The 13,466-nt window shown below is 60.9% G+C and carries 16 protein-coding genes; 11 read left to right on the top strand and 5 right to left on the bottom strand.

Going from position 1 to position 13,466, the window contains the following annotated elements:
* Positions 1–21: 21 nt before the first annotated feature.
* From AC2YI2_RS19720 to AC2YI2_RS19730, 3 genes are all read right to left on the bottom strand, one after another.
* Complete coding sequence (locus AC2YI2_RS19720) at positions 22–1,353, bottom strand: tyrosine-type recombinase/integrase (protein ID WP_487388190.1); 1,332 nt, start codon at positions 1,351–1,353, stop codon at positions 22–24.
* Between the two features lie 323 nt (positions 1,354–1,676).
* Positions 1,677–2,006, bottom strand: a complete 330-nt coding sequence (locus AC2YI2_RS19725; protein ID WP_487388191.1) for a hypothetical protein — start codon at positions 2,004–2,006, stop codon at positions 1,677–1,679.
* Positions 2,007–2,044: 38 nt separating this feature from the next.
* On the bottom strand, positions 2,045–2,350 hold the full coding sequence (locus tag AC2YI2_RS19730) for a hypothetical protein (RefSeq protein WP_487388192.1): 306 nt from the start codon (positions 2,348–2,350) through the stop codon (positions 2,045–2,047).
* A gap of 113 nt (positions 2,351–2,463) precedes the next feature.
* Between AC2YI2_RS19730 and AC2YI2_RS19735 the strand changes: the two genes are divergently transcribed.
* Together AC2YI2_RS19735 and AC2YI2_RS19740 are read left to right on the top strand one after the other, a co-directional pair.
* The gene (locus AC2YI2_RS19735; RefSeq protein ID WP_487388193.1) at positions 2,464–2,628 is read left to right on the top strand and encodes a hypothetical protein; all 165 of its coding nucleotides are present in this window, start codon (positions 2,464–2,466) and stop codon (positions 2,626–2,628) included.
* Between the two features lie 73 nt (positions 2,629–2,701).
* On the top strand, positions 2,702–4,165 hold the full coding sequence (locus AC2YI2_RS19740; RefSeq protein ID WP_487388194.1) for a protein adenylyltransferase SelO: 1,464 nt from the start codon (positions 2,702–2,704) through the stop codon (positions 4,163–4,165).
* A gap of 3 nt (positions 4,166–4,168) precedes the next feature.
* On the opposite strand, the gene AC2YI2_RS19745 is transcribed toward AC2YI2_RS19740, so the two are convergent.
* Positions 4,169–4,438, bottom strand: a complete 270-nt coding sequence (locus AC2YI2_RS19745) for a hypothetical protein (protein WP_487388195.1) — start codon at positions 4,436–4,438, stop codon at positions 4,169–4,171.
* A 145-nt stretch (positions 4,439–4,583) separates the two neighbouring features.
* On the opposite strand from AC2YI2_RS19745, the gene AC2YI2_RS19750 reads away from it, so the two are divergent.
* Positions 4,584–4,769: a DUF3008 family protein gene (locus AC2YI2_RS19750; protein ID WP_487388196.1), complete on the top strand. Its 186-nt coding sequence runs from the start codon at positions 4,584–4,586 to the stop codon at positions 4,767–4,769.
* A gap of 100 nt (positions 4,770–4,869) precedes the next feature.
* Positions 4,870–5,199 (top strand): hypothetical protein, encoded by a 330-nt coding sequence (locus AC2YI2_RS19755; RefSeq protein WP_487388197.1) that lies wholly within the window; start codon positions 4,870–4,872, stop codon positions 5,197–5,199.
* Here AC2YI2_RS19755 and AC2YI2_RS19760 read toward each other — a convergent pair.
* Complete coding sequence (locus AC2YI2_RS19760; protein WP_487388198.1) at positions 5,186–5,866, bottom strand: TetR family transcriptional regulator; 681 nt, start codon at positions 5,864–5,866, stop codon at positions 5,186–5,188. The genes AC2YI2_RS19755 and AC2YI2_RS19760 overlap by 14 nt on opposite strands.
* A gap of 308 nt (positions 5,867–6,174) precedes the next feature.
* Between AC2YI2_RS19760 and AC2YI2_RS19765 the strand changes: the two genes are divergently transcribed.
* The 7 genes from AC2YI2_RS19765 (at position 6,175) to AC2YI2_RS19795 (ending at position 13,465) form a co-directional block, all read left to right on the top strand.
* Positions 6,175–7,326 (top strand): aromatic ring-hydroxylating oxygenase subunit alpha, encoded by a 1,152-nt coding sequence (locus AC2YI2_RS19765; RefSeq protein ID WP_487388199.1) that lies wholly within the window; start codon positions 6,175–6,177, stop codon positions 7,324–7,326.
* Positions 7,327–7,338: 12 nt separating this feature from the next.
* Entirely contained in the window at positions 7,339–8,448 is a 1,110-nt protein-coding gene (locus AC2YI2_RS19770) for a polyamine ABC transporter substrate-binding protein (protein ID WP_487388200.1), read from the top strand.
* 53 nt (positions 8,449–8,501) lie between these two features.
* Positions 8,502–9,605: a polyamine ABC transporter substrate-binding protein gene (locus tag AC2YI2_RS19775; RefSeq protein WP_487388201.1), complete on the top strand. Its 1,104-nt coding sequence runs from the start codon at positions 8,502–8,504 to the stop codon at positions 9,603–9,605.
* A gap of 43 nt (positions 9,606–9,648) precedes the next feature.
* A complete protein-coding gene (locus AC2YI2_RS19780) occupies positions 9,649–10,794 on the top strand; it encodes an ABC transporter ATP-binding protein (protein ID WP_487388202.1) in 1,146 nt (381 codons plus the stop codon).
* Between the two features lie 237 nt (positions 10,795–11,031).
* Positions 11,032–11,967: an ABC transporter permease gene (locus AC2YI2_RS19785; RefSeq protein WP_487388203.1), complete on the top strand. Its 936-nt coding sequence runs from the start codon at positions 11,032–11,034 to the stop codon at positions 11,965–11,967.
* Positions 11,967–12,806 carry an ABC transporter permease subunit gene (locus AC2YI2_RS19790; RefSeq protein ID WP_487388204.1) on the top strand — a complete coding sequence of 280 codons (840 nt, stop codon included), beginning with the start codon at positions 11,967–11,969 and terminating at the stop codon, positions 12,804–12,806. The genes AC2YI2_RS19785 and AC2YI2_RS19790 overlap by 1 nt, the downstream gene beginning before the upstream one ends.
* Positions 12,803–13,465: a dimethylsulfonioproprionate lyase family protein gene (locus tag AC2YI2_RS19795; RefSeq protein ID WP_487388205.1), complete on the top strand. Its 663-nt coding sequence runs from the start codon at positions 12,803–12,805 to the stop codon at positions 13,463–13,465. The genes AC2YI2_RS19790 and AC2YI2_RS19795 overlap by 4 nt, the downstream gene beginning before the upstream one ends.
* Position 13,466 lies beyond the last annotated feature (1 nt).

Genomic DNA, 13,466 nt, shown 5'->3' on the forward strand with positions numbered 1-13,466 from the left:
TCTTGCAGTACTGTCCGCCAACTAACTGTTCGGGACGAGCGGCAGCTTCACCGCTTCCACCAGCGCTCGCTTTGCCGCCTCTGCGTCCGGCCCTGCGTAGCCAACCATCGACAATTCCTGGGCCTTGGGTCCGCCCCCTTCTGAGTGTCCCACCACCGAGAGGAACGTCCAGGCGTCAAACCCTGCATTCCCCTTGAGCATCGCATCACGCGCCTTGCGGATGAACCAGCGCCGGAACGAGTGGAAATCCACGTTGCTCTTCGCCTTTTCGTTTGGCCGCTCGTCCACCCCCAGTTCTCGCCGGTATCTTGTAAACTGTTTGACAGCCGGATCGGACCTCGTCTCGCGGGACTTAGGTGGGCCTGGAAGATCAGCTATTAGGAACTCTGCGGGCGCCCTGCCCTTTGTTAGCGCCGAGATGCGATCCTTGAGGCCGGTGTGAATTGGCACCTTTCGCCTTGCTGCCTCCGTCTTCCCGGCCCGGACTGAGAAGACACCATCCGCGCAATCGGCAATCCGAAGCTGGCAGACTTCTTCGATACGCATTCCGCTGAGGGCACCTATGAGCATAATGTCCTTAAGGCGCTCGTTCGCCGGGGCGTGCACCAGCTTGGCGACCTCTTCGTCAGTGAATGGCCGCTTCCCCTCATCATCCACTTCATCGCGACTCCGCCTGGGGGCGGTCGGGAGAGTCTGCCCCAGCCAAGGATTGTCGCCCGCGTTGCCCTTTTCGTAGAGCCACTTCCAGTACTGCCTCAGGAATGTCAGGTATGCAGCCGCCTTGTCCAACCCACGGCCCTTCACGAGGAAGGTGGTGATGAAAAGGCCCGCCTCTTTCCGGGTGACAGCTTCCAGCGTCTCCCCGAGGTGTTTACCCCGCAGGTAGTCCCCCAGCCACCTCAAGGCCCGCTCGAAGTCGCCCCGCGTCTTTAGGCGATAGCCCTGGTGCTCGATGAAGGCGGCCGAATATTGATCCAAAGGCGTCGTCGCGCCTCGCGCTAGATCGGCAAACTGTTGGGCTTCCGCGTAGCTATGTGCCCGCTCGATCTCCCGCGCCCGCTCCCGCATATGGTACATGGCGTCATCATCTTCGCGGTATGGTCTGAATGTGAGCGCCTCGGCCTTCAGCGGATTGTCTGCCAGGAGTACGCGCTCCGCATCCCGCAGTATCTGTTTGAGGTCTGCTATGGCTGCCCACTTTCGCTGCTCGGCCTCCCGAAGATTCTCTGTGTAAAGCGGCTTCAGGAGCTTTGCCTTCCCGACGATCTTTCGGAGACGAACAGGCACCTTCATCTGCACCCGGTACTTTTTGCCGTGCATATCGAGGTATTGAGGATGAACGCGTTTTCCCATGCAGAGTACCCCAGTGCGGTACCCCACACATGATGCCGTACCGCCTGGATGTCAAGCTTTCCACCGTGCGGAGGGGTCGAAGTCTGAGTTTCCCATCTTCTCCGCCATTCCCTCAATTGATCTCATTTGAGCTTGGCGACTTTGGATTGATCCGGCGCGATCGGTGCAGCGCGAAGCCGTGTGCGCCTCTGGCGGGGCACTATGAACGGGTGTCAAGCAGACTGCTGTTTCCCACCGATTTTCGTTCAGCCGGATCATGAAGCCACCACCTCAGTGGTGGCGGCGGCGGCTGATATCATTCGAATTCTTCGTTCAAAACCACCTTACTGGTTGCCGGTCGGCTGCGGGTCGACGATGACGGGTTCCGTCTGCTGCTTGTCGCCGGGCGCCGGATCGTTGTTCACGATATTCTCGTTCTCGCTCGCCGGTTCTGTCGCCGGTGTCGATACCTGCGTTGCGTCGCTCGGCGTCTGGGTGTCGATCGACATTCCCCAGAACTCCGCCACGCCCCAGGCTAGCATGGCGAGGATCAGACCGATGACGAGCACATAGAGAACGGGCCGGCCCAGCATGCCCTGGCGAGCTTCGGTCCCATTGAGAACGACGCGGCCGTCGGGGTCGCGATGGTTATGGATCGGTTCATGGATAGCCATGGTGTTACTCCTTGACGTCGCTGATTTTCTAAAGGCCGCTAGGGACGCGCCGAGGGTGCGTCCGGATGAAGGTTCATGTCGTCGCCCACAGGGGGCGTGGGTTCGACAATGTCCGGATCACCCACGGCCGGTGGATCGAGCACGCTGCCGCAGGTCGTCAGACGATCGGTCAGCGTATTGGAGGTGGAATCCGGGACATTGTCGGACATGGTCGAGTCCGGCGTCGTGTCAGGCGGAGGCGTCAATCGGCAATCGTCCTGAACGCCCGCCGCGAGGGCCGGCGTGACAAGAGTCGCAGCCGCGAAAAGCAGGCCGGCTCCGATATTGAGGGTTCGTGTTTTCATGGGTCGACTCCTTTCCGGGTCTGCCAGAGCAACCCCTATGCCGCGGTTTCGTTCCCGCCCGGAACACTGGCCGGCACAGGGCGTTAGGCGTTTCTAAGGAGAGGAGACGCCCCATGGTAGAAGCAAAGCCCAGACAGGAAACCGTTGAAAAGCAGCCCGAGAAGACACCACCCGCCGGCCCTCATGCCAAGGAAAGGCTGACGGACCGCGAAAAGACCCCGGGCACGGGTGCCCTGCCCGAAAAGGGTCAGGCGGAGGTTGATGTCGGGCCGGACTGAGCTTGCGGATCAGCGGCGCGGCCACTACCTTTGACAGGTGGAGACCGCACGTCCATCCACGGCGGATTGATCGATGATTTCACTGTCCAACACCTATTCGGGCCTGCCCGGCCGTTTTTACGCCCATGTGCGCCCGACCGGCGTGCCGCAGCCGCGTATGCTGGCGTTCAACCATGCGCTCGCGGCAGAGCTGGGGCTTGATGCCGCGCAGCTCGATTCGCCTGAAGGCGCCGAGATATTCAGCGGCAACACGGTGCCCGAGGGCATGACGCCGATTGCCATGGCCTATGCCGGCCATCAGTTCGGCGGCTTCGTGCCGCAACTCGGCGATGGCCGCGCAATCCTGCTCGGCGAAGTCGTCGACAGGAACGGCGTTCGCCGTGACATCCAGCTCAAGGGTGCGGGCCGTACGCCCTATTCACGCGGCGGAGATGGACGGGCCGCGCTCGGTCCGGTGCTGCGGGAATACCTCGTCAGCGAGGCGATGCATGCGCTCGGCATTCCGACAACGCGTGCACTGGCTGCCGTCGCCACGGGCGATGCAGTCTATCGTGAGACCACCCTGCCCGGTGCCGTGCTCACAAGAGTGGCGGCGAGCCATATCCGGGTGGGGACTTTCCAGTTCTTTGCCGCGCGCGGCGATGTCGAAGGTCTGACAGCGCTTGCGGACTACGTCATCGACCGACTCTACCCTGAGCTTCGGAATGCCGACCAACGCTATCTGGAGCTCCTGAAAAGCGTGGCAAACCGGCAGGCGGCACTGGTGGCGCGCTGGATGCATGTCGGCTTCATCCATGGTGTGATGAACACCGACAACAGTTCCATTTCTGGCGAAACGATCGATTTCGGCCCCTGCGCCTTCATGGATGCCTACAATCCCGCGACGGTCTTCAGTTCGATCGACCAGGGCGGTCGCTACCAGTACCAGAACCAGCCCGGCATCGCGCAGTGGAACCTCGCACGCCTTGCCGAAACCCTGCTGCCTGTTATCGACGAGAGCATAGATGCCGCCGTCGAGAAGGCGAATCAGGTCGTCGTGGATTATGCTGCGACGTTCCAGGACGCCTGGTCTGCCGGCCTGCGGCGAAAGATCGGGCTGAAAACCGCGGAGGAGGATGACGGCATGCTGATCCAGTCGCTGCTCGACCTCATGCAGAAGGATGAAGTCGACTGGACGTCGGCTTTCCGGCGACTGGGCGACAGCGCGCGCGGTGATGACGCGCCCTTCTGGAGCCTGTTCGAGGATCGCGCCGCGGCCGATCGATGGCTGTCGTCATGGCGCGCCCGGATTGCGCGGGAAACGGAAGACCCAGCTCGCGCCGAAAAGATGGATAAGGCAAATCCGCTCTACATTCCTCGAAATCACCTCGTGGAAGAAGCCCTGGCTGCAGCGATCAATGACGACGATCTCGGCCCCTTCGAGGCCCTCCATAATGTTCTGTCCGATCCCTACAACGACCAGGGACGAGACAATGAGCGCTATACCCAGCCGGCGCCGCACGACGGTCCGGTTTACCGAACCTTCTGCGGCACTTGAGGGCTAACGGTCTTCGATCTCGCCCTTCCCGTTGACGGCAACGGACATCATGGTGTCACCCTTCATGGCGGTCGTCCGCCAGATTCCATCGGAATCGCGATCGAGCGCGCCGATCGCCGTGTAGCCGGCCGAAGCCAGGCGGTCGTGCACCTGCTGCTCCGTCACGACGCCGTTCGGATCGACGGGGGTAATGCTGCCAGTCTGGTCCATTTCCTGCGCGGCGGCGATAACAGGCAGCACAATCGCGGCCGCAAACAGGGCGTTTCTCTTCATCGCCTATCAGCCTCCGATTCCTTCGAGCTACATGTCCTCAATGGCCGAATCGGGGGTTGGGTTCCGGATTTGATGCCGCGCTTGCGGGAACGCTCTTCGAGCGTCTGCGTTGTGGCCGCAGAGGAAAAGCCGAAAGGAATCCATCATGCCCGCCAAATCCCAAGCCCAGCAGAAAGCCGCCGGTGCCGCGCTGGCCGCCAAGCGCGGCGACATGCCGAAATCGAAGCTCAAGGGCGCATCGAAATCGATGGAAAAATCGATGACCGAGAAAGAATTGGACGAGTTCGCCTCGACCAAGCGCAAGGGCAAGCCGGACCATGTGAAGCACTGAGGCTCGGTCCGGCAGTCCCTTGCAGACGCCGCAAACTTGTAGGCATGCCCGGATGCGCCTTGACCCGACGGGAAGCCAGCAACCCTAGTAAGGTGATATCATGAGCTACCTGAACCAGGCAGACGGATCCGGAAAGATCGCCATTGGCGGAAAGATCTGGCCGATTTCTTATCGAGTAGTGTCCGAAGACGAGACGGACGGCGCGAAGAAAATCCATGTCGAACTCAGCGTGCCGCGCGACTGGCTGCTCGAGCGCGGCTTCAGGGCCGAGGCCAAGCTGATCCGCGAAAATGGCGCGGAGATCGATATCCGCGCACCCGGCGCGATCGGCATCAGCGATCCCCTTGCTATCCGGCTGCGCTCGGAAGTTGCCAAGCTCGGTTCGGAAGAGGAAGTATTCCAGCAATTCCCCGAACTTACGACGCACTGATCCTTCGGGGACGGCCCGCCTCGAGTGCCCCGCCATGATCGAAATGCTCGGGGAAGAAGGCCATGAGCATGTTGAACATGGTCTGGAGCGACTCTTGGCGCGACAACGTGTTTGTCATGGTCATCAGGTCGAACCACAAGCCATTGAGAGTGACACGGATGGCCCGTGCAGTGTGCACGGGCAACAGGGGATAATTTCCCTCCGTTGTCAGTTCGGCGCAGAGCCGTTCGATGACATTGAGAAACTCGAGGTCGTGCTCGGCGCAGTTCGCCTGATAGATCGGCCGGCTCTGCGCCTCCGCCCAAAGCGCGGACCACGCCGCCAGGCGATCCGGCGCGCAAATCGCCTCGGTGAAGTCGGCGCGGATCAGCGCGTCCAACTGTGAGGCGGGCGTCTTCGGGGCCTCCGCCAGCGCCCTCTCCCAGTTGTCGCGATATTCGCGCGCCATGAATTGCAACGTCTCGGTGAGCAGCTTTTCCTTCGTCTCGAAGTGGAAGATGATCAGTCCGTGCGAGAGGCCCGCCGTGGCTGCCACTTCGGTCAGCGTGGTGCGCGAAAAGCCGACTCGGGCGAGCGTGGCGATCGTGGCATCGATAAGCTGCTGTCGGCGCACCTCGCGGCTTGCCTTGCGCGGCGTCTGTTCGAGGACCGTGGGTTTGGCCGGCATGGGCGGTGACTCTCAGCGGTGGCATCGGGACATTCATCCTGAACGGAAAGCGCAGAAAAATCGATCCCCTGTCGGAAAATTTATTGATTGACAGTTCAGTCAAAATGAAAAAAGCTAGCGGCAATTACGACGAACCGCAAAAATGCGGGCACAGGGAACGAAGAGATGGGACCTGGACGGAACATGCGTGGCGCATGCCGGCCGACCGTATCCACGGCCGGCGTGATGGCGCACTCGCCCGGAGCGTTCCGGCTCACGACGTTCCTGACCTCCTCTTCCATCGTGTTCTGTTGAGAGAGGAGCGCGCAATGAACCAGATGCAGATCCCTCATCCGGCCTCTCCGCTTCTTCCGCATTGCGAGCCATCGCTCCCCGCCTCTGCCTATTATGATCACCAATGGTATTCCGACGAGCAGAAGACGATCTGGGCCAACAGCTGGGTCTATGCTGGCCGCGTCAACGACCTGCCCCCGATGACCATGCGCCGCGTCGAGATCGGCGGCCAGAACCTGATTCTCGTCCGCGACCGCGAAGGCACGATCACGGCCTTCCACAACACCTGTCGGCATCGCGGTTCCGAGCTCTGTGCCGAGCCCGAGAAGACGCTGAGCTCAAAGCTGATATCCTGCCCCTATCACCAGTGGAGCTACGGGCTCGACGGCCGGCTGGTGCGTACGCCCTTCGTCTCGATCACACCGGATTTCAGGAAACAGGACTTCACCCTCTTCAAGGTGAACGTGACGCTCTGGAACGGCTTCATCTATCTCTGCCTCGCCGATGATCCGCCGGACTTCGCGGCGGCCCCCGATATGGGCGAGCATGCCCTCGACAACTGGCCGATGGACAGCCTCATCACCGGCCACACCTTCAAGAAGACGCTCGACTGCAACTGGAAGGTCTTCTGGGAAAACTACAATGAGTGCCTGCATTGCCCGGGCATCCATCCCGAACTCTCGGCCGCCGTGCCGATCTATTCCAAGGGTTACATGGCGCCGAACGAGGCGCCCGACTGGACTCCGGAGCAGGAAGCCGAACATGCGTTCCGCGAAGGCGCAATGACCTGGTCGATGAATGGACTGGCCTGCGGCCCGAAATTTGACGGCCTTACCAAGGCCGAGCGCGAGGCGGGCCAGCTCTTCGTGACCTTGGTGCCGACCATGTTCATCGTCGCCCATGTCGATTACGTCCGCGCCGTGTCGCTGAAGCCGCTTGGACCGGAACGGACCGAGCTCAAGGCAGAATGGCTGTTCCCCGCCGAGACACTCGCCCAACCCGATTTCAATCTCGGCAACGTGGTGGATTTCGCGACCCTGGTGATGAGCCAGGACGGCATGGCCTGCGAGATGAACCAGCGCGGCCTAAAATCCTCGAAATTCACCGAAGGGGTGCTGATGCCGCAGGAATTCGACGTCTACCGGTTCCAGTCCTGGATCCGCGATCGCATGCAGGCAAACCAATAAGGGGAGAATGCGATGACTGGAATGAAGCGAAGGACTTTCGTGGCGGCCGGCGCAAGCATGCTAGCAGCGCCATTCATCGCCCGCATTGCCCGGGCCCAGGCCAAAGAGGTCAATGTCTATAACTGGGCGGACTATATCGGGGAGACGACGATCGCCGATTTCGAGGCGGCCACGGGGATCAAGGCCGTCTACGACACCTACGATACCGCTGAAGGCGCCGAAGCCAAGCTCATGGCGGGTTCGAGCGGCTACGACCTGGTCGTCACCGCCTCGCGCAACCTGCCCCGTTTCGTCCCGGCCGGGATCATCCAGAAGGTCGACAAGTCCAAGCTGCCGAATATGAGCCATCTCGACCCGGCGGTCATGGCGGTGATGGAGAAGCTCGATCCGGGCAACGAATTCACCATCCCCTATATGTGGGGTACGACCGGCATCACCTACAACACCAGGCTGGTCGGTGAGCGCGTGCCCGACGCCAATCTCAAGAGCCTGGACATGGTGTTCAAGCCGGAGATCGCGGGCAAGCTTTCCGATTGCGGTGTCAACATGCTTGATTCGCCCGGCACGGTGATCCCCATGGTCCTTGCCTATCTCGGCAAGGATCCGCTGTCCGAGGATCTCAAGGATCTGGACGCAGTGGTCGAGGCCTTCACCAAGGTCCGCCAGAACATCCGGTCCTTCAACAATTCGCAGTTCCTCAACGGGCTCGTGGCGCAGGAAGTCTGCATGACCACGGCCTGGGCCGGCGACTATGCCACGGCGCTCAACCGCGCCAGGGAATCCAATATCGATGTCAGCCTGTCCTATGAGGTGCCCGAGACCGGCGGTACGATGTGGCTCGACACATTTGTTATCCCGAAGGATGCGCCCAATGTCGAAGCGGCGCATGTCTTCCTCAACTACATGATGGAGCCGGAGGTGATCGCCAAGGCGACGAATTACGTCTCCTACGCCAATGCCAACAAGTCAGCGAACAAGTTCGTCGACAAGAAGATCCTCGACAACCCGGCGGTCTACCCCGACGCCGAGGTGATGAAGCGGGTGTTCCTGCCGAAAGCCGTATCACAGGAATATGAATCGGCGCGGACCCGCGCCTGGACCAAGATCATGACCGGCTCCTGAGCCGGGGACACCAGCGAAGCAGAAACCAGAACAGGCAAGAAGAGGTCACCGATATGACTGACATAACCAGGCGAACAGCTCTCACCCTGATTGGCGCAACTGCGCTTTCGGCGCCCTTCATCCGCCGCGCCCGCGCCGAGGGGACGCTGAACGTCTATAACTGGGCCGACTATATCGGCGAGACCACGATCGAGGATTTCCAGAACGCCACCGGCATCGCGGTGACCTATGACAACTATTCCTCTGCCGAGGAAATGCAGGCCAAGATGCTCGCCGGTTCAACCGGTTACGACGTCGTCTTCATGGCGGGTATCAGCCTGCCAAACTTCATCAAGGCCAATATCTATCACAAGCTCGACAAGTCCAAGCTGCCGGGCTGGAGCAATCTCGACCCAGCGATCCTGAAGATCATGGAGACCTGGGATCCGGGCAACAATATCGGCGTGCCCTATATGTGGGGCTCGGTCGGCATGACCTTCAACCTCGACATGGTCAAGGAACGCCTCCCCGACGCCGACCTCCAGTCGCTCGATATCCTGTTCAAGCCCGAGAATGCATCGAAGCTCGCCGATTGCGGCATCTCCGTTCTCGATAGCCCGACCGACATCATGTATATGGTGCTGAAATATATCGGCAAGGATCCGAACACCGCGACGGAGGCGGACTACCGGGCGGCCGCCGAGGTGTTCAAGCCAGTCCGCCAGTACATCAAGACGTTCGACAATTCGAACTACCTCAACGCCATTCCCAACAAGGAACTCTGCGTCATCAACAACTGGTCCGGCGACTACGCGACGGCCAAGACGCGCGCCAAGGAAGCCGGCGTCGATATCAACCTTGCCTATTACGTACCGAAGACCGGCTCGCCCGCCTGGGTCGACACCATGTGCATCCCCGCCGATGCCGCGAGCGTCGATAATGCCTACAAGTTCATCGACTACATGCTGCAGCCCGAAGTGGCCGCGAAATGCTCGAACTTCACCAACTATGCCAATGGCAATGCCAAGGCCAAGCCCTTCCTCGATCCGTCCGTTGCCAACAATCCGGCCGTCTATCCGGATGCCGAGACGATGAGCCGCCTCTTCGTCACCCGGGGCCAGACAGAAGAGCAGGAACGCGCGCTGACCCGCGTCTGGACGGATGTGAAGTCGGGCTGAGGCCCGGCATTCACACGAAAACATATCCACGACGCCGAGGACTATGATGAATCAGGGCACCGTTCAGGCCGCAGTTCAGGCCACTGGCAGCAATGCCGACAAGGCCTTCGTGAAGATCGAAAACGTCACGAAAACCTTCGCAGGAATTCCCGCGGTCAAGAATGTGTCCATCGACATCGCCAAGGGCGAGCTTTTCGCCCTGCTCGGCGGATCGGGTTGCGGCAAGACCACCCTGCTGAGGATGCTGGCAGGCTTCGAAATTCCCACCGCGGGAAGGATCCTGATCGACGGCATGGACATGACCGGGGTGCCGCCCTATGAGCGGCCGGTCAACATGATGTTCCAGTCCTATGCGCTGTTTCCGCATATGAGCGTCGAGAAGAACATCGCCTACGGCCTGAAGCATGACCGGATGACAGAGGCCGAACGCAAGGATCGCGTCAGGCAGATGCTCGATCTCGTCCAGCTCTCCGAACTCGGACACCGCAAGCCGCACCAACTCTCGGGCGGCCAGCGCCAGCGGGTGGCGCTCGCCCGCTCGCTGGCCAAGCACCCCAAGGTTCTGCTGCTCGACGAGCCGCTCGGCGCGCTCGACAAGAAGCTGCGCGAGCATACCCAATTCGAGATCGCCAATATCCAAGACAAGACCGGCATCACCTTCGTCGTCGTCACTCACGACCAGGAAGAGGCAATGACGCTGGCGACCCGCATCGCCGTGATGGACAAGGGCGAGGTGCGGCAGATCGGTTCGGCCACGGAAGTCTACGAATATCCCAACTGCGCTTTCGTCGCCGGCTTCATCGGCTCGATCAACATGTTCGATGGCGGCATCAAATCGGTCAATGGCACCGCCAGGGTCGAGGTGCCGAAGCTCGGCGTGACCATCGAGGCGCGGGAGAATACGAGTCTTGCGGCAGGCCAGGCAGTCAAGGTCGCGGTGCGGCCGGAAAAGATCCACATCACCCGCGAACCGCCGCCTCCGGGGGTCAATGCCATAGAGGGCACAGTCGACGACCTCGCCTATTTCGGCAAGGATTCGCTTTATCGCATCAAGCTTGCGACCGGCACGATCCTGCAGGTCAACAATGTCAATGCAAGGCGCGCAGCCGAGAGCGAGCGCGTGGCGCGTTGGGAAGACAAGGTCTGGCTGTCGTTCGAGCCGTCTTCCGTGATTTTGTTGAGGGATTGAGGGGATGTGGATGGAGCCTGTGGCATACCCCCCTCTGTCCTGCCGGACATCTCCCCCTCAAGGGGGGAGATTGGCCAGACGCTCGAACATCGCTTCTCTCTCGCATCGAGTGCTGCGCTTTCGGCGGTCAATTGCGGCAGTGAGTGCGCGCCACGCAATCTCGCCCCTTGAGGCGGAGATGTGCGGCAGGACAGAGGGGGGTGAAGCCACGCGCTCGAACATAGCGAGGTCCGCGCCATGAACGAGCTCGCCCACACCTCCGCCCTCTCCCGCTGGTTCAACGACAAAGGCTGGCGGCAGGTGATCATCGCCACGCCCTATATCTGGCTCACGATCTTCTTCTTCATTCCCTTCCTGATCATCGTCTGGATCAGTCTGGGCAAGACCTACCCCGCCTCCCCGCCCTTCGTCTTCAAGCCGGAATTTCCATGGGTCTATTGGGAGGGATACCAGCGGCTCTTCACCGACACCCTCTATATCCGCGCCTATTTCGTCTCGGTCTACAATGCCGCGATCGCGACCTTGCTCTGCTTGCTGATCGGTTATCCGATGGCGCTCGGGCTGACGCGTGTCAGCAAGACCTGGCGGAGCTTCCTGCTGATCCTGGTCATCCTGCCGTTCTGGACCTCGTTTCTGCTGCGCGTCTATGCGTGGATGGGCTTGATGGGCTCGAACAGCTGGTTCAACAAAGGCCTGACCGCGATCTACAACTCCATCGCTCCGCAAGCCTGGGAAATCACCTCCATCCCGATGATGAACTCGAATTTCGCGGTCATCCTGGTGATGGTCTATACCTACCTGCCCTTCATGATCCTGCCGCTCTATGCCAATCTGGAAAAGCTCGACAATACGCTGAACGAGGCGGCGATGGATCTCGGCTCACGGCCGAGCCAAGTGTTCCGCGACGTCACCCTGCCGCTCTCCGTACCCGGCATCATCGCCGGCGGCCTGCTGGTCTTCATCCCGGCCTCGGGAGAACTGGTTATCCCGAGCCTTGTCGGCAATGCCTATGACCCGATGATCGGCCGGGTGATTTCGGACGAGTTCTCCTCGGCCCGCGACTGGCCGATGGCAGCGACGGTGGCCGTCGCCCTGCTTCTCCTGCTTGTCATTCCGATGATGGCCTACACCCATTTCGAAGCCAAGGCGCAGGCCGGACGGGAGAACGGCTGATGCAGCAGAAGCATTATTTCCTCAAGGCCTGTCTCTTCATCGGCTTCGCCTTCTTCTATATCCCGATCCTGTCGATGATCTTCTTCTCGTTCAACAAGTCGCGGCTCGCGACCGTTTGGGGCGGCTTCTCGACGGAGTGGTACTGGAAGCTTTTCGCCAACAAGCAGGTCATCAACGCCGCGATCCTGTCGCTCGAGATCGCGCTGGTAAGCGCCACCATCGCCACCATCCTCGGCACCATGGCTGGCATCGCGCTTGCCCGCTTCCGGCGTTTCCGCGGGCGCACGCTGTTCTCCGGTTTCGTCACCGCGCCGCTGATCATGCCCGAGGTGATCACCGGCATTTCGATGCTGATGCTGTTCATCCTGATGGGCCAATATATCGGCTGGCCGGGCAAGCGCGGATTCACCACGGTCACGATCGCCCACATCACCTTCTCGATGACCTTCGTGACGACGATCGTGCAATCCCGCCTGTCCTCCATGGATATTTCCATCGAGGAAGCGGCGATGGATCTCGGCTCGAAGCCGTGGGAGGTGCTGAAGGACGTCACGCTGCCGATCATCATGCCGGCCATCATGTCCGGCTGGCTACTCGCCTTCACCATCTCGCTCGACGATGTCGTCATCACCAATTTCACCACCGGCCCGGGCGCGACCACGCTGCCGATCCTGATCTGGTCGAAGGTGAAACTTGGCGTGACGCCCGACATCAACGCGCTCGCCTCGATCGTCATCATCCTCGTCGGCATCTGCGTCGGCATCGCCGGCATCATCATGAACCGGGCCGAGAAGCGGCGGGAACGGGACATTCACCTGGCAACGGCAGCAAACGAATGACCCTAGAGCGCGAGATCGCCATCCGTACCCTGGTCGACGAGATCGACATCTATCTCGGCAGCTTCGCAGGGCCCGGCATACCGGATGTCCGCGCCGGTATTGCGCGTTGGAAGGACGGCCCGATACGCGAGGTCAATCCGAGCCGCATTCGCCAGACGGCCCATGTTGACACTGCACTCAACTGGATGGACGCCAATGGCGATCGGACGCTGGCCAAGGCGCTTCGTGCCGCGATGCCCCATCTCGAATGGCTGGCTTACGATCCTTATCCGCGCGAGCTGATCGGCGACGTCTATGCAGAAAACCATTGCATGGCCTCGCTCATCGGCGAAGGCGGCCAGATCGGCGCCGAGGACTTCGATCTCGGCCTGTTCGGCTTCGGCCCCAACATTCTCTATCGCGACCACCAGCATGCCGCGCCAGAAATGTACGCGCCGCTCACAGCGCCGCATGGTTGGCGCTTCAAATCCGGCGAACCGCTCAACTGGCATTCCTCGCACCAGCCGCAGTGGAACGAGCCCTGGGCGCAACACGCCTTCAAATCCGGACCGAACCCCTATTTCTGCATCTTCGCCTGGACCAAGGATGTCAAAGTCCCGGCCAATATGATCGAGGCGCCCGACTGGGCCGTCCTCGAAGCCGACAATCCCTACGCCTGAC

The sequence above is a fragment of the Rhizobium sp. SRI_017 genome (genome assembly GCF_057586295.1).

What these genes read in the sequence shown, in the direction of transcription:
- AC2YI2_RS19720 (WP_487388190.1), bottom strand. Translation starts at nt 1,353, where the DNA reads ATGGGAAAACGCGTTCATCCTCAATACCTCGATATGCACGGCAAAAAG.
- AC2YI2_RS19725 (WP_487388191.1), bottom strand. Translation starts at nt 2,006, where the DNA reads ATGGCTATCCATGAACCGATCCATAACCATCGCGACCCCGACGGCCGC.
- AC2YI2_RS19730 (WP_487388192.1), bottom strand. Translation starts at nt 2,350, where the DNA reads ATGAAAACACGAACCCTCAATATCGGAGCCGGCCTGCTTTTCGCGGCT.
- AC2YI2_RS19735 (WP_487388193.1), top strand. Translation starts at nt 2,464, where the DNA reads ATGGTAGAAGCAAAGCCCAGACAGGAAACCGTTGAAAAGCAGCCCGAG.
- AC2YI2_RS19740 (WP_487388194.1), top strand. Translation starts at nt 2,702, where the DNA reads ATGATTTCACTGTCCAACACCTATTCGGGCCTGCCCGGCCGTTTTTAC.
- AC2YI2_RS19745 (WP_487388195.1), bottom strand. Translation starts at nt 4,438, where the DNA reads ATGAAGAGAAACGCCCTGTTTGCGGCCGCGATTGTGCTGCCTGTTATC.
- AC2YI2_RS19750 (WP_487388196.1), top strand. Translation starts at nt 4,584, where the DNA reads ATGCCCGCCAAATCCCAAGCCCAGCAGAAAGCCGCCGGTGCCGCGCTG.
- AC2YI2_RS19755 (WP_487388197.1), top strand. Translation starts at nt 4,870, where the DNA reads ATGAGCTACCTGAACCAGGCAGACGGATCCGGAAAGATCGCCATTGGC.
- AC2YI2_RS19760 (WP_487388198.1), bottom strand. Translation starts at nt 5,866, where the DNA reads ATGCCGGCCAAACCCACGGTCCTCGAACAGACGCCGCGCAAGGCAAGC.
- AC2YI2_RS19765 (WP_487388199.1), top strand. Translation starts at nt 6,175, where the DNA reads ATGAACCAGATGCAGATCCCTCATCCGGCCTCTCCGCTTCTTCCGCAT.
- AC2YI2_RS19770 (WP_487388200.1), top strand. Translation starts at nt 7,339, where the DNA reads ATGACTGGAATGAAGCGAAGGACTTTCGTGGCGGCCGGCGCAAGCATG.
- AC2YI2_RS19775 (WP_487388201.1), top strand. Translation starts at nt 8,502, where the DNA reads ATGACTGACATAACCAGGCGAACAGCTCTCACCCTGATTGGCGCAACT.
- AC2YI2_RS19780 (WP_487388202.1), top strand. Translation starts at nt 9,649, where the DNA reads ATGATGAATCAGGGCACCGTTCAGGCCGCAGTTCAGGCCACTGGCAGC.
- AC2YI2_RS19785 (WP_487388203.1), top strand. Translation starts at nt 11,032, where the DNA reads ATGAACGAGCTCGCCCACACCTCCGCCCTCTCCCGCTGGTTCAACGAC.
- AC2YI2_RS19790 (WP_487388204.1), top strand. Translation starts at nt 11,967, where the DNA reads ATGCAGCAGAAGCATTATTTCCTCAAGGCCTGTCTCTTCATCGGCTTC.
- AC2YI2_RS19795 (WP_487388205.1), top strand. Translation starts at nt 12,803, where the DNA reads ATGACCCTAGAGCGCGAGATCGCCATCCGTACCCTGGTCGACGAGATC.